At 71.6% G+C, this 22947-nt stretch carries 23 protein-coding genes and 1 tRNA gene; 10 read left to right on the top strand and 14 right to left on the bottom strand.

The features are described from left to right. Nucleotides 1-65 precede the first annotated feature (65 nt). On the top strand, nucleotides 66-842 hold the full coding sequence (locus ACFYP0_RS26885) for an IucA/IucC family C-terminal-domain containing protein (protein WP_124854447.1): 777 nt from the start codon (nucleotides 66-68) through the stop codon (nucleotides 840-842). A 17-nt stretch (nucleotides 843-859) separates the two neighbouring features. Here ACFYP0_RS26885 and ACFYP0_RS26880 read toward each other — a convergent pair whose 3' ends face one another. Next, the gene (locus ACFYP0_RS26880) at nucleotides 860-2695 is read right to left on the bottom strand and encodes a hypothetical protein (RefSeq protein WP_124854448.1); all 1836 of its coding nucleotides are present in this window, start codon (nucleotides 2693-2695) and stop codon (nucleotides 860-862) included. A 212-nt stretch (nucleotides 2696-2907) separates the two neighbouring features. Here ACFYP0_RS26880 and ACFYP0_RS26875 point away from each other — a divergent pair, with 212 nt between their 5' ends. Beyond that, entirely contained in the window at nucleotides 2908-3618 is a 711-nt protein-coding gene (locus ACFYP0_RS26875; protein WP_357005997.1) for a class I SAM-dependent methyltransferase, read from the top strand. A gap of 127 nt (nucleotides 3619-3745) precedes the next feature. Here the strand turns inward: ACFYP0_RS26875 and ACFYP0_RS26870 are convergent, their stop codons facing one another. Next, entirely contained in the window at nucleotides 3746-4288 is a 543-nt protein-coding gene (locus ACFYP0_RS26870) for a YbhB/YbcL family Raf kinase inhibitor-like protein (protein WP_355495657.1), read from the bottom strand. Between the two features lie 110 nt (nucleotides 4289-4398). Between ACFYP0_RS26870 and ACFYP0_RS26865 the strand changes: the two genes are divergently transcribed. Further along, the gene (locus ACFYP0_RS26865) at nucleotides 4399-4587 is read left to right on the top strand and encodes a hypothetical protein (protein WP_356975418.1); all 189 of its coding nucleotides are present in this window, start codon (nucleotides 4399-4401) and stop codon (nucleotides 4585-4587) included. Between the two features lie 122 nt (nucleotides 4588-4709). Here the strand turns inward: ACFYP0_RS26865 and ACFYP0_RS26860 are convergent. Further along, a tRNA-Ser gene (locus ACFYP0_RS26860) sits at nucleotides 4710-4799 on the bottom strand. 161 nt (nucleotides 4800-4960) lie between these two features. On the opposite strand from ACFYP0_RS26860, the gene ACFYP0_RS26855 reads away from it, so the two are divergent. After that, nucleotides 4961-5959: an NAD(P)H-quinone oxidoreductase gene (locus ACFYP0_RS26855; protein WP_356975420.1), complete on the top strand. Its 999-nt coding sequence runs from the start codon at nucleotides 4961-4963 to the stop codon at nucleotides 5957-5959. A 20-nt stretch (nucleotides 5960-5979) separates the two neighbouring features. On the opposite strand, the gene soxR is transcribed toward ACFYP0_RS26855, so the two are convergent. Then, a complete protein-coding gene (gene soxR, locus ACFYP0_RS26850) occupies nucleotides 5980-6453 on the bottom strand; it encodes a redox-sensitive transcriptional activator SoxR (RefSeq protein ID WP_112583829.1) in 474 nt (157 codons plus the stop codon). A gap of 47 nt (nucleotides 6454-6500) precedes the next feature. Here soxR and ACFYP0_RS26845 point away from each other — a divergent pair, with 47 nt between their 5' ends. Both ACFYP0_RS26845 and ACFYP0_RS26840 read left to right on the top strand, forming a co-directional pair. After that, on the top strand, nucleotides 6501-7196 hold the full coding sequence (locus ACFYP0_RS26845; RefSeq protein WP_356975423.1) for a transketolase: 696 nt from the start codon (nucleotides 6501-6503) through the stop codon (nucleotides 7194-7196). A 5-nt stretch (nucleotides 7197-7201) separates the two neighbouring features. Then, the gene (locus ACFYP0_RS26840; RefSeq protein WP_356975425.1) at nucleotides 7202-8095 is read left to right on the top strand and encodes a transketolase family protein; all 894 of its coding nucleotides are present in this window, start codon (nucleotides 7202-7204) and stop codon (nucleotides 8093-8095) included. Here the strand turns inward: ACFYP0_RS26840 and ACFYP0_RS26835 are convergent. Beyond that, nucleotides 8081-8788, bottom strand: a complete 708-nt coding sequence (locus ACFYP0_RS26835; protein WP_030487790.1) for a glycosyltransferase family 2 protein — start codon at nucleotides 8786-8788, stop codon at nucleotides 8081-8083. The genes ACFYP0_RS26840 and ACFYP0_RS26835 overlap by 15 nt on opposite strands. A 124-nt stretch (nucleotides 8789-8912) precedes the next feature. On the opposite strand from ACFYP0_RS26835, the gene ACFYP0_RS26830 reads away from it, so the two are divergent. Next, nucleotides 8913-11132 (top strand): glycosyltransferase family 39 protein, encoded by a 2220-nt coding sequence (locus ACFYP0_RS26830; protein WP_356975428.1) that lies wholly within the window; start codon nucleotides 8913-8915, stop codon nucleotides 11130-11132. A 200-nt stretch (nucleotides 11133-11332) separates the two neighbouring features. After that, the gene (locus ACFYP0_RS26825) at nucleotides 11333-12934 is read left to right on the top strand and encodes a ricin-type beta-trefoil lectin domain protein (protein ID WP_356975430.1); all 1602 of its coding nucleotides are present in this window, start codon (nucleotides 11333-11335) and stop codon (nucleotides 12932-12934) included. 44 nt (nucleotides 12935-12978) lie between these two features. Here ACFYP0_RS26825 and ACFYP0_RS26820 read toward each other — a convergent pair whose 3' ends face one another. The 6 genes from ACFYP0_RS26820 to ACFYP0_RS26795 form a co-directional block, all read right to left on the bottom strand. Further along, nucleotides 12979-13578: a hypothetical protein gene (locus ACFYP0_RS26820; protein WP_356975432.1), complete on the bottom strand. Its 600-nt coding sequence runs from the start codon at nucleotides 13576-13578 to the stop codon at nucleotides 12979-12981. 57 nt (nucleotides 13579-13635) lie between these two features. Then, nucleotides 13636-15066: a sensor histidine kinase gene (locus ACFYP0_RS26815; RefSeq protein ID WP_386998004.1), complete on the bottom strand. Its 1431-nt coding sequence runs from the start codon at nucleotides 15064-15066 to the stop codon at nucleotides 13636-13638. 28 nt (nucleotides 15067-15094) lie between these two features. Continuing rightward, nucleotides 15095-15787 (bottom strand): response regulator transcription factor, encoded by a 693-nt coding sequence (locus ACFYP0_RS26810; protein WP_355495635.1) that lies wholly within the window; start codon nucleotides 15785-15787, stop codon nucleotides 15095-15097. Between the two features lie 89 nt (nucleotides 15788-15876). Further along, entirely contained in the window at nucleotides 15877-16383 is a 507-nt protein-coding gene (locus tag ACFYP0_RS26805; RefSeq protein WP_112675276.1) for a hypothetical protein, read from the bottom strand. 111 nt (nucleotides 16384-16494) lie between these two features. Further along, nucleotides 16495-17508, bottom strand: a complete 1014-nt coding sequence (locus ACFYP0_RS26800) for an aminoglycoside phosphotransferase family protein (RefSeq protein WP_386997975.1) — start codon at nucleotides 17506-17508, stop codon at nucleotides 16495-16497. Nucleotides 17509-17563: 55 nt separating this feature from the next. Continuing rightward, entirely contained in the window at nucleotides 17564-18736 is a 1173-nt protein-coding gene (locus ACFYP0_RS26795; RefSeq protein WP_328651710.1) for a thiolase family protein, read from the bottom strand. A 112-nt stretch (nucleotides 18737-18848) separates the two neighbouring features. Between ACFYP0_RS26795 and ACFYP0_RS26790 the strand changes: the two genes are divergently transcribed. Next, nucleotides 18849-19277 (top strand): PH domain-containing protein, encoded by a 429-nt coding sequence (locus ACFYP0_RS26790; protein ID WP_356975442.1) that lies wholly within the window; start codon nucleotides 18849-18851, stop codon nucleotides 19275-19277. Here the strand turns inward: ACFYP0_RS26790 and ACFYP0_RS26785 are convergent. Then, complete coding sequence (locus ACFYP0_RS26785; RefSeq protein ID WP_355495626.1) at nucleotides 19270-20181, bottom strand: rhomboid family intramembrane serine protease; 912 nt, start codon at nucleotides 20179-20181, stop codon at nucleotides 19270-19272. The genes ACFYP0_RS26790 and ACFYP0_RS26785 overlap by 8 nt on opposite strands. An 88-nt stretch (nucleotides 20182-20269) precedes the next feature. After that, nucleotides 20270-20800 (bottom strand): peptidylprolyl isomerase, encoded by a 531-nt coding sequence (locus ACFYP0_RS26780; RefSeq protein WP_356975445.1) that lies wholly within the window; start codon nucleotides 20798-20800, stop codon nucleotides 20270-20272. 84 nt (nucleotides 20801-20884) lie between these two features. Between ACFYP0_RS26780 and ACFYP0_RS26775 the strand changes: the two genes are divergently transcribed. Beyond that, a complete protein-coding gene (locus ACFYP0_RS26775) occupies nucleotides 20885-21670 on the top strand; it encodes a hypothetical protein (RefSeq protein ID WP_355583695.1) in 786 nt (261 codons plus the stop codon). 94 nt (nucleotides 21671-21764) lie between these two features. On the opposite strand, the gene corA is transcribed toward ACFYP0_RS26775, so the two are convergent. After that, complete coding sequence (gene corA, locus ACFYP0_RS26770) at nucleotides 21765-22919, bottom strand: magnesium/cobalt transporter CorA (RefSeq protein ID WP_124859780.1); 1155 nt, start codon at nucleotides 22917-22919, stop codon at nucleotides 21765-21767. Nucleotides 22920-22947 lie beyond the last annotated feature (28 nt).

The raw sequence follows: 22947 nt of genomic DNA, 5'->3' as shown, positions 1-22947 counted from the left end.
TGGTTCGTCCGCCGGGGCGCACTCCTCGGTCACACGGACAGGGGACGACTCAGGTGACAGCGGTGATGCCACGGCGGGAGGCCACCACCACGCCGCTCGCCCCCGTCACCGCGGCGCTCCGGGCCATGTTCGGCACAGACGACCTCCCCGGCCTCGCCCGGGGCCTGCTGGTCGACGACGAGCTCGGCTGGGCGCCCGCCACCACCCTGATCGACGGCAGCCGACTGCCGGAGCTGCTGAACGGCGCCGCCGTCCGCTGGGGCGGCACCCCGCACGCCTGCGCGGCGCTGGCCTGGAAGTCCTACAGCTACTGGGCGGCACTGCCGGTAGTGCTCGGCTGGGCCTCCGCCCGGCGGGTGCCCCTGCTCGATCCGGCCGACCTGCTGATCCACTTCGAGGACCATCGGCAGCTGCTCACCATGGGCCTGCGCCGAGGCACCACCGTCGCGGTGCTGCCGAACGATCCGCTGGCGCTGGCCGGCCTGCCGGAGGTGCGGGTCGTCGCCGACGAGGCGGAGCTGCTGGCCGCACTGCGCGCGTCCCTGCTCGACGCTCACCTGGCGCCCCTCATCACGGCGATCCAGTCCGAGGTCCGGGTGGGCACCCGGACGCTGCTCGGCTCGGTCGCCTCCGGCATCGCGCACGGCATCCTGCGGGCCGCGGACGCCCTGCCCGGCTCCACGGTGCAGAGCATCGACACCCTGCTCGGCGCACTCGACCTGGCCGACCTGATCGAGCTGGTGCCGGGGCCGACCGGTGAGCCGACAGTGCAGCGCCGCACCTGCTGCCTCGCCTTCACCCTGCCCCGGCCGAAGGTCTGCCAGGGCTGCTGCGTCCGCTAGGCCGGCCGCGCTACTGCTCAGTCGGTCAGTGACCGGACGTCCCACACCCACACCCCGCCGGTGAAGACCGGTTGGATCCCGGTCAGCTCGGTCATGCCCCGGCGCAGCGCGGCCTCGTGCTCGTGTGGCCCGAGGATCACCACCCCGGCCCGCCAGTAGCGCAGGTCGTCGACCGCTCGGACCCGGCTCTGCGGGGTGATCGGCGGCACCGCCCCGGTGCGCCGGATGGTGGCGAAGAAACTGCTGGTGGGGCGGGGAGTCGCACCGAACAACGCGACCTTCGGCGGATCGGCGTTCGGGCGGGTGTCCGGGCCGAGGAAGTAGCCACGGGCCAGCGGCATGTCCAGCCGGGTCGCCGCGGACCAGCGCAGCGGCTCGGCGTAGGTCGTGTCCGGCAACGGCAGGGTCACCACACTGCGCCCACCGGTCACGTACGGCCGCCAGGCCCCACTGGTCACGAAGCTGGGGACCGGGTCGAGGCGGGCCACGGGCAGCGGGGTGGGGACGATCGGCAACAGGGCCATGGTGAGCACGGTGGCGGTGACGAAACGGACCTGCCCCCGGGCGGCCGGATGCGCTTCGGCCAACTCGCGGGCACGTTCGGCCCCGTAGGCGAGCAGCAGCCCGATGATCGGTGTGATCGCCAACGCCCAGCGTGTCGGCACCACCGAGTGCAGGATGGGCAGGTTCTCCAGCGCCGCCCAGGGGCCCGGCACACCCGTACCCCGGTTGTCGAAGCGGACCTCCCGACCCAGCGAGAGCACCGCGAAGAGCAACCCGAGCGCGGCCAGCGCGAGCACCACGATCGAGCGGCGCAGCCACCAGACCAGGGCGATCACCAGCACCACCAGCGCCCAGCCGAAGAAGCTGTTCTCCTCGGTCGGGTTCTTGGCCAGGCCCGCGGCGGTGCGCGCGCTACCGGCAAGTGACTCCCGGGAGTACGCGACGAACGAGGCCACGTCGCTGGAGTAGCCACGGATCAGACGGGACAGCCCGGAGTACGCGCCCGGTCCGAAGAACTGGACGTACAGGGGGTACGCGAGCAGGAGCAGGGCGACCCCGGCGGCGACGGCCAGCCCGGCGAGGAAGGATCGGGCCCGCGACCGTAGATCCGGGCGGCCGACGGCGAGCACGCCGACGATCACGCCGAGCCCGATCGCGGTCATCAGCAGGATCTCCAGGTTGAGGAACGCCTGCCAGACGATGACCAGCCCGAGGAGGACCCCGTTGCGCAGCCAGCGGCCCGGTTCACCGAGTCGCAGCGTGCGCCAAATGATCAACGGGACGACGAACTGCGACACGATGTTCGGGTGCCCATTGGCGTGCGACACCATGGCCGGCGCGAACGCGCAGAAGCCGGCGCCCAGCCACGCCGGCCCCCGACTGCCGATCAGGACCCGGGAGAGCAGGAAATACCAGGCCGTGGCCGTGGCAATCATCCCGGCGGTGAGAAAGACCAGAAATGACGCTCGCGGCCCGAACAGCAGGGTGATCGGCGTCATTGGCAATGAAATGGATAATACGGACGTATTGGCCATCAGATTGACGCCGTCGGGGACGTTCATCTGATTGGAATGGAACGGATACGCAAAGTGCGTGACCACTCGCGCACCGTGGGCCATCATCCATTCGAACTGCGACTGATCGGACTGGTTGTCCCGCACATCGCTGCCCGGGTCCAGCCAGAGTCGACAGGTGATCCAGAAGCCGAGCGCCACGAAGCTCAGCACAGCGGCCAGATCGGCCCACACCCCCTTGCGGGAAGGCCGAACCGCACCGGAGGCCCCCTCCGCCGACGGCGCGGCGGCCGGGCCGCCGCTGTCGCTGGGCACGTCCGATTCAGGAGTAGTCATGACAATTCATAGGGTAGTCAGCGCATGACGCCGCCGTGACATGTTTCGGGGTACTGCCGTACTATGTGCCGGGTTCGCCGACCGCCGATCACGAACCCACCCCCCGACCACAATTCGGCCACCCCGATGCCCCGATTCTTTCGCCGTCCCAGCGGATGATTCACTCTGTCGGTCCAGGCACGGGTCGAGTTCATATCGTGAGGAATCGACGCATGGCAGAAATCACTGGGGATCAGCGCGTGCAGTCCGAGGTGCTGGAAGGCCTGGCAACCGCTGTCAACCACCGTCGCTGGTTCATCGAACTGGCCGTGCCGTACCTCGGCGACGACCCGATCGAGATCGGCAGCGGTCTCGGTGACTACGCGCTGGAATGGTCCGAGCGGCTCCCGCGGTTCACCGCCACCGAGGCCGACCCGGCCCGGCTGGTGCAGCTCAAGGAGCGCCTGGCCAACCGTCCGAACGTCGACGTCCGCCAGATGCTGCTGCCGCACAACGACCGGGGCGACTACAGCGCCGCCGTCTCGTACAACGTCCTGGAGCACATCGAGGACCACGTGGGCGCGCTACAGAGCATGCGCGACCTGGTCCGACCCGGCGGCGCCGTGATCATCATCGTGCCCGCGTTCCAGTTCGCGATGGGCCCGGCCGACATCGCCACCGGGCACGTCCGCCGCTACACGAAGAAGACGCTCGGGGCGGCGATGACCGACGCCGGTCTGACCATCGAGAAGATGCACTACGCCAACGCGCTCGGGCTGATCGGCTACTTCATGGCCACCAAGGTCTTCCGGTTGATGCCGAAGGAGGGCCCGATGGTCAAGGTGTACGACACCCTCGTCCTGCCCGCCACCAAGGCCGCCGAGCAGCTCGTCCTCCCGCCGTTCGGCCAGTCCGTCTTCGCCGTGGCCCGCGTCCCAGCCTGACCGGCCCCGGCCCCGGCCCCGGCCCCGGCCCCGGCCCCGGCCCCGGCGATCTTGCACTTCCTGTCGTCCTTACGCCCTTTATGTCGAAGATGTCGGGACGGAAAGTGCAAGATCGCCGGGGTATGGATCATTCCTTGATCTGGTAGGTCGGGCGGATCACCGCTCGGGCCAGGGTGTGGAACGTCAGGTTGAAGCCGACGTAGGCGGGGCTGGCGTCCGGGGTGAGGTCCAGGCGGTCGACGTCCAGGGCGTGCACCGCGAAGACGTACCGGTGCGGGCGGTCGCCGGGCGGCGGAGCCGCCCCGCCGTAGCCCTGCTCGCCGTAGTCGTTGCGGACCGAGAACGCCCCGCCGAGGTCGGTGCCCGCCGCGCCGCCGGCCCCGGTGGGCAACTGGGTGACGTTGGCCGGCACGTTCACCAGCACCCAGTGCCAGAACCCGCTGCCGGTCGGCGCGTCCGGGTCGTAGCAGGTCACCGTGAAGCTCTTCGTCTCGGCGGGAAAATCCGACCAGGTCAGCTGCGGCGAGACGTTGTCGCCCCCGGTGCTGCCATGCGCGTGCCGGGCGTCCATCGGCTCGCCGTTCTGCACGTCGTCACTCGTCAGCGTGAACGAGGGCACCGTCGGCAGCAGCTCGTACGGGTCCGGGGCGATCGGTCGTTCCAGGGTCATGGGGACGCGTCCTTCCGATGTGCGGAGATACCAGCCCCTTCTTACCCCGCCACGGCCCTCTCGACGACCGGAAGCGCGCGCTGACCGACTGTGGTTTCGCGGAGCTACGTTTGAGTTCGGGCAACGTTCCGCAGGGGGACATCGTGGCCGGCATCTGGCGGGACTTCGTGGTAGCCGTCGTCACCGCGTTCCGCCGCCGGGACGAACGAGCCATCGCCGACGAACGCCGACGTGCGGTCGAGCGACTGGCCGAGGAGACGATCCGCCGGGAGCGGCAGGCCACCGACCCGCCGGAGTGACCGGGACGCGGGGTGCCGGACAGGCACCACCCCACCCGCGCCAGATCCACTCGACATTCAGGAAGTCGCGGCATCCGCGCGGCCGTAACACCCCGACTTCTTGGAAGTCGAGTGGATCAAGGTGGCGGAGGGTGTGGGATTCGAACCCACGAAGACATCGCTGCCTTACCGGTTTTCAAGACCAGCGCCATCGGCCACTAGGCGAACCCTCCTTGGCCGTCACCCGTGGACGTACGGCCACGCATAGTCTGCCACGGCTCGCTCCGGACGGCCCGGCGTCCCTCCCCGGTGCGCCGGCCAGCCAGTCTGCCGTGTCCACTGTGGGCTGGAGGGTGCGCCTGCGGCACCCGCTGGGATCAGGAAGACTGGGCCCATGCGAGCCATCACGATTCCCCAGCCCGGTGGACCCGACGCGCTGGTCTGGGCCGAGGTGCCCGACCCGGAGCCGGGCCCCGGCGAGGTGATCGTGGACGTGCGGGCCAGCGGGGTCAACCGCGCTGACCTGCTGCAACGGCAGGGGCACTATCCGCCGCCGCCGGGCGCGCCCGCGTACCCCGGGTTGGAATGCTCTGGGGTGATCACGGAGGTTGGCGCGGAGGTCGCCGGGTGGGCGGTCGGGCAGCAGGTCTGCGCGTTGCTTGCCGGCGGCGGGTACGCGGAACGGGTGGCGGTCCCCGCCGGGCAGTTGCTGCCGCTGCCGGCCTGCGACCCGGTCGACGCGGCGGCGCTGCCCGAGGTGGCCTGCACGGTCTGGTCGAACCTGGTCCAGGTGGCGCGGCTCGGCGCGGGCGACACGCTGCTGGTGCACGGCGGCGGCAGCGGGATCGGCACGTTCGCCGTGCAGCTCGGGGCGGCCCTCGGCGTGACCGTGCTGACCACCGCGCGGGAGGGCAAGCACGCCCGGCTGCGTGAGCTGGGCGCGGCACACCTGATCGACTACCGGGAGCAGGACTTCGTCGAGGAGGTCCGGCGGGTCACCGACGGGCGCGGCGTGGACGTCATCCTCGACATCATGGGCGGGTCCTACCTGGGGCGAAACGTCTCCGCGCTGGCCACCGGCGGTCGACTCGTGGTGATCGGGATGCAGGGTGGGCGCAAGGCCGAGTTGGATCTTGGCGCGCTGATGACCAAGCGGGCGAGCGTCACGGCGACGTCGCTACGGTCCCGTCCACTCGCCGAAAAGGCGGAGATCGTCCAGGGCGTACGGGACGAGGTGTGGCCGTTGGTCGAGGCGGGCCGGATCCGGCCGATCGTGGACCGGCGGCTGCCGATGACCGAGGCGGCGCAGGCGCACCGGCTCGTCGAGTCGAACGACCACTTCGGCAAGGTGCTGCTCACCCGCCCGCCGGGTGGCGGGGTGGCCGTCAGCTGAGCGAGCCTGCCGGGTGGCCGTCAGTTGAGCGAGCCTGCCAGCGTCGGGTCGTCCGTCGGTCGGGGCAGCACCAGCCGGGCGCCAGGGCCCTCGCCGGCGAGCGTGTCCTCCGGGTTGTTGAGCGTGCAGCGCTGCAAGGACAGGCAGCCGCAGCCGATGCAGCCGTCCAGGTCGTCGCGGAGCTTGGTGAGCAGCCGGATCCGCTCGTCCAGCCGGCTGCGCCAGCTCGCCGAGAGCCGCGCCCAGTCCTGCGGGCTCGGGGTGCGGGCCTCGGGGAGCGAGTCGAGTGCCTCCCGGATCTCGTCGAGCGAGACGCCGACCTGCTGGGAGATCCGGATGAAGGCGACCCGCCGCAGCTCGGCGCGGGCGTACCGGCGCTGGTTGCCGCCGGTGCGGTCGGCGCGGATCAGCCCGAGTCGCTCGTAGTAGCGCAGCGCCGACGGTGCCACCCCGGAGCGGGCGGACAGCTCACCGATCGTCAGTAGATCCGGCATCACCAGGTCCTTGAGTTGAAGTGCACTTCAACTCACACAGTAGTGGCATGACCACCACACTGCCCACCGACAGCAGCGCCCGACTGCCCGGGCTGATCCGACGGCTCACCGGCGACGAGAAGCACGCGCCGAGCGCCCATTCCACCGTCGACGTGCTCCAGGTGCTCTACGACCGCGTGCTGCGGGTCACCCCCGACACCGTCGACGACCCGGAGCGGGACCGGTTCCTGCTCTCCAAGGGCCACGGACCCGCCGCCTACTACGCGGTGCTCGCCGCGCACGGCTTCATCCCCGACGCCTGGCTCGACGACCTGGCCGGACCGGAGAGCCGGCTCGGCCACCACCCGGACCGACTCCTGGTGCCCGGGGTCGAGATCGGCTCCGGCTCCCTCGGGCACGGGCTCGGGCTGGCCGTCGGCACCGCGCTCGGCCTGCGCGCCCAAGGGCTGCTCAACCCCCGGGTGTACGTGCTGCTCGGCGACGCCGAACTGGACGAAGGATCCAACCACGAGGCGATCGCGTACGCGGGAGCGACCAGCCTGGACAGCCTCACCGCGGTCGTGGTCGACAACTCGTCGGCCAGCCACGGTTGGGCCGGTGGCATCGCCAGCCGGTTCACCGTCAACGGCTGGACCGCCGACACGGTCGACGGCCGGAACCACGAAGCCCTGTACGCGGCGCTGACCGGGGGCCGACCACGACACCCGCACCTGGTGGTCGCCCGCATCGAGAGCAAGGGATGACCGACATGCGTACCGCCTTCATCGACACCACCACCGCGCTCCTCGACGAGGATCCGCGTACCGCACTGGTGCTGGCCGACATCTCGGCGAGCCAGTTCGCCTCGGCCGGCCACCGCCACCCGGACCGGGTGCTCAACGTCGGGATCCGGGAGCAACTGATGATCGGTGTGGCCGGCGGGCTCGCCCTGACCGGGCTGCGTCCGATCGCGCACTCGTACGCGACGTTCCTGGTGGACCGGGCGTACGAGCAGATCAAGTTGGATCTGGACCACCAGGGCGTGGGCGCAGTCCTGGTCAGCGTCGGCGCGTCGTACGACGGGTCGGCTGAGGGCCGCACCCACCAGTCACCCGGGGACGTGGCGCTCTTCGACTCGCTCGGTGACGGCTGGACGGTTCGGGTGCCCGGCCACCCGGACGAGGTGGCGCCGCTGCTGCGCAACGCCGCGACCAGCGACGATCCGGTCTACCTGCGGCTCTCCGAGCAGCGCAACGCCGAGGCGTACCCGGACGCCACAGGGCTACGGGTGCTTCGGCGGGGCCTGACGAATGCGCCCCTCGTGGTGGCGGTCGGACCGATGCTCGACCCCACCCTGGCGGCGACCGAGGGAATGGACGTGACAGTGGCGTACACCCACACACCCCGGCCGCTCGACACGCCCGGGCTGCGGGCGCTCGCCAACACCGACGTGGTGCTGGTCGAGCCGTACCTGGCGGGAACGTCGAGCGCGCTCGTCAGCCGGGCCCTGGCGGACGTACCGCACCGGCTGCTCGCCCTCGGGGTGGGTCAGACCGACCTGCGACGGTACGGCGATCCGGCCGACCACGCCCGGTGGCATGGTCTGGACGCCGACGGCCTGCGGCGGTCGATCAGCGCGTTCCTGGGGTCAGTTGGCGGCTGAGACGGCGGGGCGGCGGCGAGCGCGCTCGCGCCCGAGGATCCAGATCGCCTCGACGCCGTCCTTCCAGGTGATCTTCTTGCCCTCTTCCCGGCCGCGCGCGCGGTAGCTGATCGGCACCTCGTACGGCCGGATCCGGCGACGCAGCAGCTTGCCGGTCACCTCGGCCTCCATGCCGAAGCCACGCGAGCGCACCTCCAGCGACCGGTAGAGCGCCACCGGCATCAGCTTGAAGCAGGTCTCCAGGTCGCCGATGTACGAGTTGAACAGCACGTTGGCCGCCATCGTGACGCCCTTGTTGCCCATCACGTACCAGAAGCTGTAGGCACTGTGGCTGCCGAAGGTGCGATTGCCGTAGACCACCGTGGCACGACCGTCGAGCACCGGGTCGAGCAGCTTGGGGATGTCCTGCGGGTCGTACTCCAGGTCGGCGTCGAGGATGACCATGTAGTCGCCCTCCGCGCTGTCGACCGCCGTCTTGATGGCGGCACCCTTGCCGGCGTTGCGCTGGTGGGTGATGACCCGCAGGCGCGCGTCGTCGGCGCGACCGAGGACCTCGCCGGTGCCGTCGCGGCTGCCGTCGTCGACGACTACCAATTCGATCTCGCAGGGATAGTCCACCGCCAATGCCTGCTTGAGGGCATCCGCGATGCGTTCTTCCTCGTTGTAGACCGGCATGAGGATCGAGAGCTTCACGGGGATCTCCACGGTGGCGGCAACACGTCGGACATAGCCTAGCCTGGTTGGTTTGTTTACCACGTATCGCTACTGCTGGGCAGTCGGCGCGGCGGCTTCAGATCAATGGTGTTTACTTCCCGCCATGTCGGCTGCCGGCTCCCTGCTCGCGGCGGTTCCTGCCGCCGCGGTGCTCCTGCTCATCGTCGCGGCGATGCCACGCGAGGCTGGCGCGGTCGCACCGCTGCGGCTCGCCGTGGTGCGCGCCGTCCTGCTCAGCGGGGCGTACGCGGTGCTCGTCGTCGAGGTGCTCGGCGCGTCGCACGCGCTGACCCGAGGCGCGTTCACAGTCGCCTGGCTGCTCTTCCTGGTCGTGGCCGCGGCGGCGGCCGGTCTGAGCTGGCGAAGGGCGGCCCGCCTCGGGGGGCCGCCCGCCGCCGCACCGGTGCCGGTCAGCGCTGCGCCGGCAGTCAGCACTGCATCGCGGCCGGTGCCGGTCGGCGCGGTGGTGTCCGGTGGCGGACCCGACGTGTCCGCCCCGGCCACCGAGAGCGGTGCGCCCGCCCCCGCGCCGACCCGGGCTGGTCGGGGGTTCGCTGAGCTTCGTGCCGCAGCGGTCGACGCGTGGCGTACGGCCCGACCGGGTGAGCGGCTCCTCGCCGGCACAGTCGGCGGGCTGGTCCTGGTGGAGTTGCTGGTCGCGCTGCTGGCCGAGCCGAACAACTTCGACTCGCAGACGTACCACCTGCCGAAGGTTGAGCACTGGGTGGCCCAGGGCGACCTGGACTTCTGGCCCACCGCCATCCACCGGCAGGTGACCATCCCGCCCGGAGCCGAGTACCTGCTGCTGCACCTGCGCCTGCTCACCGGCGGGGACCACCTGCACAACCTGGTGCAGTGGGCGGCCGGAGTGGTCTGCCTCCTGGTGGCCGCCCGGATCACCGCACAGCTCGGCGGCGGCCGGCGGGCCCAGTTGCTCACCGCGTTCGTGCTGGCGACCACGCCGATGGTGGTGCTCCAGGCGACCAGCACGCAGACCGACCTGATCTGCGCGGCGTGGGTGGCCTGCGCGGCGACCCTGGTGCTGGACGGGCTGAGTCGACGGACCGGCTGGGGCACGCTGCTCGGGCTGGGGGCCGCCACCGGGCTGACCGCGGTGACCAAGACCAGCGGCCTGATCGCGGTCGGCCCGCTGCTGGTGCTCTGGGGACTGGCCCAGTTGAGGCTGGTCCGGACCGATCAATCGACACCGGTGGGCCCGGCGACACCCGGTGGGGGCCGGCGGTCCTGGCCGGTCGGTGGGCTGGCCCGTACGGTCGGCGGTTCGGTGCTGATCCTGCTGGTCGCGGCCGTGGTGGTCGGCCCGTTCCTGGCTCGGGTGACCGCCGAGTTCGGGCACCCACTGGGGCCGCCCCGGCTGCGCGAGTCCATCCCGATGGAGCGGCACGACCCGGCGTCGATAGTGGTCAACGCGCTGCGGATCGGGCACACCGCGTTCGACACGCCGCTGGCGCCGCTGCGTCGGGCTGCGGCCGAGGTGATCATCAGCGGCGCCGAGGCGATCGGGGTCGACCCGCAGGACCGGGCGATCACCTTCGGGCGGGAGCTGTTCCCGGAGCCGGCCTGGTATCCGGACGAGGACCGGGTGGCGTTTCCGCTGGCCGGAGCGCTGGCGGTGATCGGTGCGGTGATGGCGCTCGCCCGACCACGGCGGATCGCTCCCGAGCGGGCCGGGTCACTGCGGGCGTACGCCGTGGTGGTGCTGACCGCCGTGCTGCTGCACACCGCGATGATCAAGTGGCAGCCGTGGGGCAACCGGCTGCTGCTCTACGCCGTGGTGCTCGCCGTGCCCCTCGCCGGCCTCTGGCTGGACGCTCTCCTGCGCAACCGCGCGGGTGGGCGTCGAACGGTTGCCACCGTGGCCGCCCTCACCGTGCTGGCCACCTCGGCGCTGGCCGGGGTGCTCGCACTGTCGTACGGCTTCCCGCGCCGGCTGGTCGGCACTGGCTCGGTCTTCACCGCATCGGACTGGGACACCCGGTTCCTGCGTCGCCCGCAGTGGGCCGACGAGTTCCGTTGGGCGGCGACCGCGGTCCAGGACAGCGGTGCGCGGCGGATCGGGCTGGTGCAGCAGAACGACAACTGGGAATACCCGTGGTGGCTGCTGCTGCGGCAACCCGACGGCGGCTCACCGGACCTGGTGGCGTTGCAGTCGGTACTGCCGGAACGGCCGCCGGCCGACCCCTCCTCGGTCGACGCGATCGTCTGCACCGGCAGTAAGGCGGCCTGCGCCAAACTCGTCCCGGCCGGCTGGCGGCTGGAGTTCCGCGGCTACGTCGGTTATGCCCTGCCGCCGGGCCGCTGAGCCAGAAGCCCGACCGTCCGCCGCCGGGCGCAGGGCCAATCGCCGTCGGGGTTCGCTGAGCCGCGGGCCCGGATAGTCCGATCCGGGCGGTTCTGCATCCCGCGAGCAAGGACCTGAGGCGTATTCACATCTGTTGATCCGCACGTTACCGTCTGGTAACTCAATCGACGTCCCGCGATTGAGCCGAAAGGAGTGCGTCGATGCCTGCAATCCCCGCCAGGCCCGAACGCGCGACCCGACGACGAGCCATCACCCTCGCCGTCGCCGTCGCCGCTCTCGTCCTACCGATGCTCGCCGGACCGGCCACCCCCGCCACCGCCGCCGACCGCCCGAGCGTCCAACCACTCCCCGCCAACCTCGAAGCCATCCGGGCCGCCGAGGCGACCGCCCTCTACGGCAGTTCCGCCATCCGCCCGATCGAGCAACGCCGCACCGCGCTGATCACCATGGGCGACAGTCAGATCTCCGGTGAGGGCGTCGGCAACTACGTCCCCGGCACCCACCAGGACGGCAACTGGTGCGACCGCTCGTACGACCAGGCGGTGTTCCGCACCGGCATCCCGTCGGACGCGCGCTACAACATCGCCTGCTCCGGTGCCACCCCGTGGAACCTCATCGCCGGCGGCCCCACCCAGCACAACGAGCTCAACCAGGGCGACTACCTGGGGATCAAGGCGCGCAACACGCACGTGAAGCTGATCTGGGTGGTGGTTGGCGCGAACGGCGACGGCACGATCCAGTTCGGCCCGGTCGCCACGGACTGCGCCATCAGCCGGGTCTTCCTCCAGGGCACCTGCTACGCCGACTACACCGACCAGTGGACGATCCGCACCGACGGCAGTCGCCGCGCGGTGGCCGACGCCCTCACCGACATCCGGCAAACCATGACCAAGGCCGGCTACCTGCGGTCCGACTACGAGCTGGTGCTGATGTCGTACCCCGGCCCGGCCAGCCCGGACGTCGAGGACAACCCGAACTTCCCCGGCTGGTACTCCGGCGGCTGCCTGCTCTACCTGGCCGACGCCGCGTTCGCCCGGAACAAGGCGGTGCCGCTGTTCGAGTCGGCGCTGCGGGCGGCGGCCACGCAGACCGGCACCCGTTATCTGGACGCCAGCCGGCTCTTCCACGGCCACGAGGTGTGCACCGACAACACCTCGGTTCGCGGCCTCAACATCGAGATCGGGATCTGGAACGAGAACGCCGCCCGGCAGTCGTTCCACCCCAACGCGCGCGGGCACGGCATGTTCGCCCAGTGCATCACCCAGTTCTGGAACTCCGGGCAGAACCAGGCCACCTGCGTCGACCCGGCCAGCACCGGCAGCGGCGTGCTCTATTCCGGCCTGATGCAGTTCAAGCAGTTGCGCAACCTGGCGACCAGCACCTGCGTCGACGGTAAGGGGTACGACTCCCGCAACGGCACCGCCCAACAGTCGTACGGCTGCCACGGCGGGCGCAACCAGGGATTCTGGTACGACTCGGCCAAGCGGTCGCTGCACTCGGAGCTGTCCCACGACCGTTGCCTCGATGTCGCCGGCGGATCGATGACGGCCGGCACCGCGGTCAACATCTACGACTGCAACGGCACCGGCGCGCAGCAGTTCGTCTTCGTCGGTAACCAGATCAAGCCGGCCGCCGCCACCAACCTCTGCGTGGCGTTCGACAGCCCGTCGTCGGGCGCTCCCCGGCTGCGGTTGGCCGCCTGCTCCACCAGCACCCGGCAGCAGTGGTCGTTCGAGGCCCGTACCGCCGCCAACCCGGTCGGCTACGGTCACGACGACTTCATCGGCTCCCGCGTCTACTGACACCGGGAAAGGGGGCCCTGGCGTCGGCCAGGGCCCCCTTTCGCTCACTTGGCTCGGGGGATGAGGATGAGCCGGGCCACGCCCTTGTCGCCGTCCTTCGCGCCGGCGACGCCGAGCGTCGCGCCGACCTTGACCTCGCTCGGCTGCACCGTGGCCCGCCGCTCGACCACCCGCAGGTCGTCGCCGAAGGTCCACGTCATGGTGAAGCCGTCGGTGGACTTGACGGTCATCGAGTCGCCGTCGATCGCGGTCACCTCGCCGCGCTGCACGGCGACGGTCTGCGTACCACCGTCCTTCGTCTTCACCACCGCCTCACCGTGCAGGGTGTTCTTGCGCAGCAGCACGCGGGCCTGGCGGCGCTTGCGCCACTCCTCGCCGCGCTTCTCCCGGGCCTTCTCCTTTGCGCTGGGGGACGCACCCGGCGTCGGCGTGGCCGGTGCGGCGACGGTCAGTACGTCCAGGTCGTCGGCGTCGAAGCCCATCGCGGCCAGCGCCTGACCCTCGACCCCCATGGCGGCGGCGACCTCGACGGCGACATCCCGGGCGGGCTGACTGGCCACCTCGGCGGCTCCGCAGCCGCTGACGCCGAGCGCGACCGCCGCGAGCAGTGCCGTGGTGCCGGTGGCGATACCCCAACGTGGCATGACTCTCCCTCTCTGTCAATGGAGCCCTCAGCGTTCCCCGGAACGACGAGCGGAGCGTCAGGCCGATGTTCGGGTCAGGTAAGGATCACCGGGCAGCCGGACGGTGAAGGCGGCACCGCCCTCCGGCGCGTGCCCCGCGGCGATCTCCCCGCCCAACCGGCGGACCAGCCCGGCGGCCAGCGCCAACCCCAGCCCGCTGCCCACCTTGCGCACGCCCCGGTACCGCTCGTGCAGCGCACCGCGTTCGAAGGCCACCGCCAGGTCGTCGTCGGTGAAGCCGGGCCCGCCGTCGCGAACCTCCAACACGCCGCCGTGCGCCGGGTCCGTGCCGGCCGGCCGGACCGCGAGCACCACCGGCGCCCCCGGGGGTACGACCCGCAGCGCGTTCTCCAGCAGCCCGTCCACCACCTGCCGGATCCTCCCCGGATCGGTGTACGCGGGCACCGGCTGACCGGGCGTCTCCACCCGGAACGGCACGCCCACCGCAGCACACCGGCCGGACCAGGTCGGCTCCGCGTCCACTGCCAGTTGGGTCAGGTCCACCGGCACCGGTTCGAGGAGAAAGTCGGCGGCCTCCAGCCGGGCCAGTGCCAACAGGTCGCCGATCAGCCGGTCCAAATGTTGGGCCTCGGCCAGCATCGTCCGACCGGTGTCCACCGTGTCGTCGGCACCGAGGACCCCGTCGGCGAGCGCCTCGGCGTACCCCCGGATCGCGGTCAGCGGGGTGCGCAGCTCGTGCGAGACGGAGAGCAGGAACTCCCGCTGTCGGCCCTCGCTGGTGGCCAGCGCGGCAGCCAGACCGTTCAACGCCTCGGCCAGGTCGGCGACCTCGTCCGGCGGCTCGACGGGCACCCGGACGGCGCGGTCACCCGCACGCAGTCGGGCGGCGGCGGTGGCCGCGACCCGGATCGGCCGGGCCAGCCGACGGGCCAGCAGCAGCCCGGCCGCCACACCGGCGGTCAACCCGGCCAGCAGCGGCAACCAGAGACTGAGCAGCACCCGGGCCCACAGCCCGTTGGCCAGCGGACGGGAGAGCACGACCCCGTTGCCGCCGGGCAGGGCCCGACCCTCGACCAGGGCCCGCTCACCGTTGACCGGGCGGCGGGCCGACACGTTGCGGCCCTGCCCGATCCGCTGCACCACCCGGGGTGGCAGACCCGCCCGGTCGACCGCCCCACGGCGGATCAGGTACGCGTCGATGCCCTGGTCGCGCAGTTGCTGGATGAGCCGTTCCTCGTCGGCGGTGCGACCCCGGTCGAGGCGGGTCCGCAGCACCTCGGCGGCGAGTCGGGCCTGGGCGGCGAGCGCCTCCTGCTCGCTCCGCTCCGCGCCACGGATCGCCAACGGCACCGCGACGATGGCGGTGACCAGCACCGACACCAGCGCCACCGCGCAGGTGACGAGCACCGCGCGGGCGGTCAGCGTACGGCCGAGTCGGCCTCGTCGGGGTGGGGTGGTTGGGGCGGCGCCGACCACCGGCAGGGCCATGGTCGGCGACTCGACGTGCCGGGGGTGGTCAGGCATCGACCGCGTACCCCACGCCGCGATGGGTCCGGATCACGCTCGCCGGGCCGAGCTTGGCCCGCACCTGGGCGACGTGCACGTCCACCGTCCGGGTGCCGGCGTGCGCGGCGTAACCCCAGACCCCGGCCAGCAACTCCTCCCGGGTGAAGACCCGGCCCGGCCGGGCCATCAAATGGGCCAGCAGGTCGAACTCGGTTGAAGTGAGCTGTACCGGCGACCCGGCGGCGGTGACCGTGCGGCGGGCCGGGTCGAGCGTCACCGGGCCGACGACGCGTGGCCGGTCCGCGCCCTCCGGGCCGCCGGCGGATCGGCGCAGCACCGCGCGGACCCGGGCGACCAACTCCCGGGGGCTGAACGGCTTGGTGACGTAGTCGTCGGCGCCCAACTCCAGGCCGACGATCCGGTCCACCTCGTCGTCGCGGGCGGTGAGGAAGATGACCGGGGTCCAGTCGCCGGCCTCGCGCAGCCGGCGGCAGATCTCGGTGCCGGCCAGACCCGGCAGCGCGATGTCCAGGACGCAGGCCACCGGACGCAACCGGCGGGCCGCGCTCAGACCGGCCTCGCCGTCACGTTCCAGGTGGACGCCGAACCCGTCCCGGGTCAGGTAGAGCCGGACCAGGTCGGCGATGGCCGGCTCGTCCTCCACGACGAGGACGAGCCCGCGATGCGGTGGTTCGACGGTCACCGGCCCATGATTGCCGACCGCGAAGGCTCGGCGCGATCGGTGTGTGTTCGAGTTCGGTAAAGGCCGGGCGACGCCCGGTCGGGATCAGCTCACCAGGACGGAGCGAACATCCCGGGCCGGGCGGCGGCCGGTGCGTCACCGATGCTGGCGACGACCCGCGCGCCGGGCGGCCGCAGGCGGGTCCGGAACGCCTGGTTGAGCAACGCGTCGAGCTGCCAGACCTGCTTCGGGTGACTGGTCCGGATCAGGAACCGCTCACGGATCCCGTCGATCGCGGTGGCCGCCATCTCCACCGACTGCAGCCGCGGGTCCGGGCTCCAGGTGACGTTGCTCAGCTCGCGCAACTCGGTGTTGAGGTGCAGGCGCAGTCGGTGCAGGAGGCGGGTCTGCTGGGTCACCACCAGTCGGCGGTGCGTGAGTAGCAACAGGTAGTCGCCGGTGACCGGGCGGTCGGGGCGGCTGCAACGGGTGACCAGGATGGTGGCGTCACCGGAGCCGACACAGCGCCGGAAGACCGGCATGTGCCGGCTCACCGTCTGCACGGCCAGGCCAGCCTCAGCGGCGGCCGGGAGGAACGTTCGGGAGAAGACGTCCATGACCTGCCCAACGACGTCCTCAGCAGGGTGACGTGGGTCACGCGGGTTTTTTGGAAGTTCCACGCCGCCTGTCGCACAGCCTGTCCGACTTCCGACTCCGACGGATCATGGTCAGGAGTTCGGCTGAAGTGGACTGGCGGCGAACAGCTCCTCCAACCAGCCCGGGACCGCGTCGGCGTACTGGGCACGGGACTCCTCGGGGGTGTCCAGTGCCCGACGCCAGGAGAGCGACCGGCTCACCGGCCCCAGGCCGATCGCGAGGTCGACGGCCTCCACGAGGGTCCGCCGGTCGTACCGGTCGGTCCACGCCTCCAGGTACGCGTCACGCAACCGCGCCAGCTGGGCGTCGGCGGCGGCGAGCTTCCCGGCGTGCCCGACGGAGCGCAGGGTCACCAGCAGCGTGCCGAACGGGTGCGCCACCGAGGCGTCGCCCCAGTCGAAGTACCGGTACCCGGCCGCGCCGGCGAAGACGTTGCCGTCGTGCAGGTCGTCGTGTTGCACCGTCGCCGGAATGCCGAGGTCGGCGAGCCGGCGGCACCGCTGCGCGTACGCCGGCAGTTCGGCCCGCAACCGCTCGTGCACCTCCGGACTGAGCCCGCCCTCGGCGCCGACCAGCAGCGCCTCGTGATCGTCGAGCAGCTCGGCGAAGAGACCGGCCAGCACCTCCGGACGCTGATCCGGCACGCCCAGGGCGACCAGTTCGTCGGCGCGCGACGCGCTCGCCAGTTGCAGCGCCGCGTACCCGGGCAGCGCCCGCTCCCAGTGCGCCAGGTCGGGGTCGCGCGCCAGCACGTCGCGCAGCGACTCGCCGCCATCGGGCAGCAGCGACCAGCCCTGCGCCGGGTCCACCGCGATCGGCGTCAGCACCCGGTCGGGCGCCAACTCGGCGAGCGCCGTGATCAGGACCGCCTCGTGCACCGTGCCCGGGTTGTTGGCCTTGAACCAGACCGGACCGTCGTCGGTGGGCACCCGCCACACCAACGACCAGGGCCGCAGCCTCGGCTCCACCAGCCCGGTCACCCGTCGGCCGGCCCGGCTCAGCTGCGCGTCGACCCAGGATCGGGCCCGCACCTGCCACTGCTCGCTGGACCAGTCGGGGGCGCGCTCACCGGCGATCGTCGTCACGCTGGGCACCTTAGACGGCCGTTCCGCGTCGAGGCGAGGGTTTTCCCGCCCCGCGTCAGACCAGCTCGACGATGGTGGCGTTGGCCATGCCGCCGCCCTCGCACATGGTCTGGAGGCCGTAGCGGATGCCGTTGTCCCGCATGTGCTGGAGCATGGTGGTCATGATCCGGGCACCGGAGCCGCCGAGCGGGTGGCCGAGGGCGATCGCCCCGCCGCGCGGGTTGAGCCGCTCCGGGTCCGCCTCGGTCTCCGCCAGCCAGGCCAGCGGCACCGGGGCGAACGCCTCGTTCACCTCGTACACCCCGATCTCCTCGATGCCCAGCCCCGCGCGGCGCAGCGCCTTCGCGGTGGCCGGGATGGGCGCGGTGAGCATGGCGACCGGGTCGTCGGCGGCGACCACTGCGGTGTGGATCCGGGCCAGCGGGCGCAGGCCGTGTCGGCTGGCCCAGTCGGAGGTGGTCACCGCGAGGGCCGCGGCGCCGTCGGAGATCTGGGACGCGGAACCGGCGGTCACCACGCCGTCGGCGCGGAACGGGGTCGCCAGCTCACCCAGCTTCTCCAGGGAGGTCTCCCGGCGGATGCCCTCGTCGGCGGCGAACTTGCCACCGTCGGCGAGCGGCACCGGGGTCAGCTCCGGGTCGAACGCGCCAGCGTCCTGCGCGGCGGCCGCCTTCTCGTGGCTGGCCAGCGCGAACTCGTCCAGTTGGGTACGCGAGAGGCGCCACCGTTGGGCGATCAGCTCGGCCCCGACCCCCTGGTTGAACGGCAGCGGCGCGTCGTCGGCGAAGCCCTCGACGCCCCGGTAACGGGCGCGTAGCTGGTCACTGAACGGCATGCCGCCGGCCACGCTGGAGCCCATCGGCACCCGGGTCATCGACTCGACGCCGCCGGCGACCACCAGGTCGGCCTGACCGGAGAGCACCGTCGCGGCGGCGAAGTGCAGGGCCTGTTGGCTGGAGCCGCACTGCCGGTCGAGCGTGGTGCCGGGGACCGTCTCGGGCCAGCCGGCAGCGAGCACGCCGTTGCGGGCGATGTTCCACGACTGCTCGCCGACCTGGGACACGCAGCCCCAGAAGACGTCGTCGACCTGGGCCGGGTCGAGCCCGGTGCGCTCGGCGAGGGCGCGCAGCACGTGCGCCGAGAGGTCGACCGGGTGGACGCTGGCGAGGCTGCCCTTGCGCCGCCCGACCGGGGTACGTACCGCGCCGACGATGACCGCGTCACTCATGTTTACTCCCCGGTAACTTGGGCTGCCCCGATCCTACGTCGTCCATCGACAGGTCGTCCGGCCACACCCGCACGAGGTGCCGGAGTCCGACGGCCGCTGGCATGCTGGGCGGGTGAATGAGACCTCCCCGGCACAGCAGTGGCGGGTGCCGTCGACCCTGCCGGCGGCGAAGCTGGCCGGCGCCGTCCTGCTCGTCGCGATCGGGCTGCTCTTCGCCGACGGCGACCCGGTCCGCCTGGCGGTGGCCGTCCTGGCCGCCGCCGCGCTGGCCGGCTGGGCGGTACGTGACCTGGTCGCGCCGGTCCGATTGGCGGTGGACCCGGCCGGGCTCACCGTCATCCACGGCTTCGCCGGCCGGCGGCTGCTGCCCTGGTCGACGGTCGAGGCGATCGCCGTCGACCGGCGGCCCCGGCTGGGGCTGACCAGCGAAACCCTGGAGATCGACGCGGGCAACTCGCTGCACCTGTTCGGCCGGTACGACCTGGGGGCCACCCCGGAAGAGGTGGCCGCCGCGTTGCGGGCCGCCCGCCCACTCAGGTGAGCAGTGCGGCGGTCCGGAAGAGCACCAGCGCGAGCAGGATCAGCAGGATCAGCGCCCCACCGGTGACCTGCACCAACGTGCGACGGCTGCGCGGTGCGTACGCGAGCACCAAGGCCATCAGCGCGCCGACCACCAGCCCGCCCAGGTGCCCGGGAATCGAGATGCCCGGCACGGCCAGCGTGAACACCAGGTTGATCACCAGGATCGGGATGATCCGGGAAATGTCCCGGCCCAGCTTGCGCTCGATGATGATCAGCGCGGCGAAGAGGCCGAAGACGGCGGTCGACGCGCCGACGGTGGCCGCCCGCGGGCTGCTGAACAGGTAGGCGGCCACGTTGCCGCCGAGGCCCGCGATCAGGTAGAGCGCGGCGAACCGCACCCGCCCGAGGTTGGCCTCGAGCGACCGGCCGAGCACCCACAGCGCCCACATGTTGAGCAGCAGGTGGAGCACGCCGTAGTGCAGGAACATCGCCGTGACCAGCCGGTACCACTGGCCCTCGGCGATCCCGCCGAGCGTGAAGTCGGAAAGGTAGGCCCGGCCGAGCACCGCACCCCACTCGGTCAGCGGCGTGCTGCCACCCATCAGGCCGCCGAAGCCGGAGCCGCCCACCGCCGCGTCCCCGCCCCGGGCGGAGGCGATGGAGGCGAGCAGCAACAGCACGTTCAGCGCGATCAGCGCCTTGGTGACATAGCCGTGCCGGCCGGCCGTACCGCCGCCGAAGGCGGTACGCGCCGGCCGGACACTGCGACGTCCCTCGTCGACGCACTCCGGGCACTGGTGCCCGACCGAGGCATCCCGCATGCAGTCCGGGCAGATCGGCCGGTCGCAGCGGGTGCACCGGACGTAGGTCTCCCGGCCGGGGTGCCGGTAGCAGACGGGGGTGGTCGGTGGAGACTCGCTCACCGGGCCGACCCTCCGTTCGCCACCGCGCGGTCCACCGGCCGTGCTCCGGAGCGCTCAATCATGCGAGCAAAGGTACCTCGCCAGTCGCTCAGGAAGCGGACCGCTCGATCTCGACCCGCTCGATGACGACGTCCTGGAGCGGACGGTCGCTCGGACCGGTCGGGGTGCTCGCGATCGAATCGACGACCTTCACCGACGCCTCGTCGGCGACCTGGCCGAAGATGGTGTGCCGGTTGTTGAGGTGCGGCGTCGGGGACACGGTGATGAAGAACTGCGAACCGTTGGTGCCCGGTCCGGCGTTCGCCATCGCCAGCAGGTACGGACGGTCGAACCGCAGCTCCGGGTGGAACTCGTCGGCGAACTTGTAGCCCGGTCCGCCCCGACCGGTCCCGGTCGGGTCGCCCATCTGGACCATGAAACCGCTGATCACCCGGTGCGAGATGGTGCCGTCGTAGTACGGACCACTGCCCGGCTGACCGGTGCGCGGGTCGGTGTACTCACGGTTGCCCTCGGCCAGGTCGACGAAGTTGCGGACGGTCTTCGGCGCGTGGTTGGGGAAGAGCTCCAGCCGGATCGGGCCAGCGTTGGTGTGCAGGGTGGCGTAGACAGCCTCGGCCACGGGTACTCCTCACTCGTTGGTCAGTTCCATGCGGATCCTCCCATGTGCCCGATCTGGCATCGCGGAGGCATCCGAAGGTGGAGGATGACGAAGGAACAACTCCCAGGAGGTAGGACCGTGTTTGGATTCGGGCGGCGTAAGTCCCAGGTGCAGCTGGCCAAGGCCGAGCTGAACCAGAGCATCAGCCACCTGATGCTGGCAGCCAACCACGCCGCGAAGGGCGCCGGCGCCACCGTCGGCCCGCGGGTCCAGGTGGCCCGGGGCTACGTCGCACCCACGGCCGCGAAGGTACGCGACCGCGCGTCGACCGGCTGGGGGACGACTCTCACCACGCTGGCACCACTGGCGGCGGCTGCTCGTGACGGCGCCGCGCAGGCAGGGCCGCTGACCAGGAAGGCCAAGTCGAAGACCATGCGGATCACCGGTAAGAAGAAGCAGCCGCGTCGTCGCGGCTCGATGATGACCGGCCTGTTGGCAGCGGGTGCCATCGCCGGCCTGGCCGGCGCGGTCGCGCTGCGTCGCCGCCGGGAGCAGCAGGAGTGGGCCGAGTACGACCCGACCCGCAGCACCCTGGAGCCGATGCGCGACGAGGTCGACTCGATCGAGGTGCGTACGCCGTCCACCGCTCGGGGTTCCGACGGGTCCGCCATGTCCGGCGCGGCGGGGATGACCGGCGCGGGCAGCTCGGCGGTGGCCGGCGGTTCCAGTGCCAGCACCACCGCCCCGGCCAAGCAGACCGGTGTCCGCCCGACCGACAAGGTCCCGTCGGTCGCCGAGGGCGCCACCGACGTCTCCGGTCGGCCGACCGACGACCTCACCAAGGCGCTGGGCAAGGACAAGGACACCGCCCGCACCAACGGGCGCCGCTGACCGCAGTAGTCACGGACAAGCGCCGGCGAGGCGGGGGCACCCCGCACCGCCGGCGCTTCCGTGTCGCGGGGTGTCCGATGTCACGCCCGGCCGGTCAGAGCCAGCCGTTGCGGCGGAACCAGCGGTAGAGGGACAGGGATACGCCGAGCATCAGGGCGAGTACGACGGGATAGCCGTACGTCATCTTCAGCTCGGGCATGTTCTCGAAGTTCATCCCGTATATCCCGGCGATGGCGGTCCACACGGCGGCGATGCCGGCCCAGGCGGCGATCTTGCGCATGTCGTTGTTCTGGTCGACGGTGACCTGCGCCAGTCGCGCCTGGAGGATCGAGTTCAGCAGATCGTCGTAGGAGTTGACCTGCTCGACCGTACGGCTCAGGTGGTCCTGCACGTCCCGGAAGTAGCGCCGGATCTCCTTGGGCACGTCCCGGTTGACCTGGGAGGTCAGGGTCATCATCGGGCGCTGCAACGGGATCACCGCACGCTTGAACTCCACCAACTCGCGCTTCATCTGGTAGATCCGCTGGATCCGGCCCCTGCCGTTGCGGTCGAAGACCTCGGCCTCCAGCACGTCCAGATCATCCTCAAGCTGGTCGGCGACCTCCAGGTAGAGGTCGACCACCCGGTCGGTCACCCCGTACGCCACCGCCCACGGGCCGTGCAGCAGCAACTCCTGCTTGGTCTCCAGGTCGGCGCGGATCGGGGCGAGCCGGCAGGCGTCCCCGTGCCGGACGCTGATCACGAAGTTCGGGCCGATGAAGAGCATCACCTGCCCGGTCTCCACCACCTCGGAGTTCTCGGTCAGCTCGGTGTGCTCGCAGTAGCGGGCGGTACGCAGCACCAGGAAGACGACGTCGCCGAACCGCTCCAGTTTGGGGCGCTGCTCGGCCTTGACCGCGTCCTCGACCGCCAGCTCGTGCAGGCCGTAAGTCTCCGCGATGGCGGTCATCTCGGCCAGCTCCGGCTGGTGCAGACCGATCCAGACGAAGCCGTGCTCCTCGCGGCGGGCAGCGGCCAACGCCTCCGCGTAGGTCCAGTCGCCGGGCTGCCGCCTGCCGTCGACGTAGAGCGCGCAGTCGACCACCGCGCTGCGGCCGGTGCCCGTGCCGGTCGGAGCCGAAACGGGCGGCGAGCCGTCGGCGTTGAGGATCCGGGTCATCGCCCGGACCGGGGAGGGCCACGCCCGAGGCCGCAGCACCCGACCGGTGGTCGACGGTGCCGTCCGGTCCCGCTCTGTCCGATCCGTCATCGCGTCACCTCCCGCGCTCAGCTAGCGG

The organism is Micromonospora arida (genome assembly GCF_042873195.1).
In the GTDB taxonomy this organism is placed as follows: domain Bacteria; phylum Actinomycetota; class Actinomycetes; order Mycobacteriales; family Micromonosporaceae; genus Micromonospora; species Micromonospora arida.
The sequence above is the reverse complement of the archived record's forward strand: the minus strand, read 5'-3'. Positions and strand labels throughout refer to the sequence as shown.

What these genes read in the sequence shown, in the direction of transcription:
- ACFYP0_RS26795 (WP_328651710.1), bottom strand. Translation starts at nt 18,736, where the DNA reads ATGAGTGACGCGGTCATCGTCGGCGCGGTACGTACCCCGGTCGGGCGG.
- ACFYP0_RS26855 (WP_356975420.1), top strand. Translation starts at nt 4,961, where the DNA reads ATGCGAGCCATCACGATTCCCCAGCCCGGTGGACCCGACGCGCTGGTC.
- ACFYP0_RS26885 (WP_124854447.1), top strand. Translation starts at nt 66, where the DNA reads ATGCCACGGCGGGAGGCCACCACCACGCCGCTCGCCCCCGTCACCGCG.
- ACFYP0_RS26875 (WP_357005997.1), top strand. Translation starts at nt 2,908, where the DNA reads ATGGCAGAAATCACTGGGGATCAGCGCGTGCAGTCCGAGGTGCTGGAA.
- ACFYP0_RS26880 (WP_124854448.1), bottom strand. Translation starts at nt 2,695, where the DNA reads ATGACTACTCCTGAATCGGACGTGCCCAGCGACAGCGGCGGCCCGGCC.
- ACFYP0_RS26815 (WP_386998004.1), bottom strand. Translation starts at nt 15,066, where the DNA reads ATGGCCCTGCCGGTGGTCGGCGCCGCCCCAACCACCCCACCCCGACGA.
- ACFYP0_RS26870 (WP_355495657.1), bottom strand. Translation starts at nt 4,288, where the DNA reads ATGACCCTGGAACGACCGATCGCCCCGGACCCGTACGAGCTGCTGCCG.
- soxR (WP_112583829.1), bottom strand. Translation starts at nt 6,453, where the DNA reads ATGCCGGATCTACTGACGATCGGTGAGCTGTCCGCCCGCTCCGGGGTG.
- ACFYP0_RS26820 (WP_356975432.1), bottom strand. Translation starts at nt 13,578, where the DNA reads ATGCCACGTTGGGGTATCGCCACCGGCACCACGGCACTGCTCGCGGCG.
- corA (WP_124859780.1), bottom strand. Translation starts at nt 22,919, where the DNA reads ATGACGGATCGGACAGAGCGGGACCGGACGGCACCGTCGACCACCGGT.
- ACFYP0_RS26840 (WP_356975425.1), top strand. Translation starts at nt 7,202, where the DNA reads ATGCGTACCGCCTTCATCGACACCACCACCGCGCTCCTCGACGAGGAT.
- ACFYP0_RS26805 (WP_112675276.1), bottom strand. Translation starts at nt 16,383, where the DNA reads ATGGACGTCTTCTCCCGAACGTTCCTCCCGGCCGCCGCTGAGGCTGGC.
- ACFYP0_RS26825 (WP_356975430.1), top strand. Translation starts at nt 11,333, where the DNA reads ATGCCTGCAATCCCCGCCAGGCCCGAACGCGCGACCCGACGACGAGCC.
- ACFYP0_RS26775 (WP_355583695.1), top strand. Translation starts at nt 20,885, where the DNA reads ATGACGAAGGAACAACTCCCAGGAGGTAGGACCGTGTTTGGATTCGGG.
- ACFYP0_RS26845 (WP_356975423.1), top strand. Translation starts at nt 6,501, where the DNA reads ATGACCACCACACTGCCCACCGACAGCAGCGCCCGACTGCCCGGGCTG.
- ACFYP0_RS26830 (WP_356975428.1), top strand. Translation starts at nt 8,913, where the DNA reads ATGTCGGCTGCCGGCTCCCTGCTCGCGGCGGTTCCTGCCGCCGCGGTG.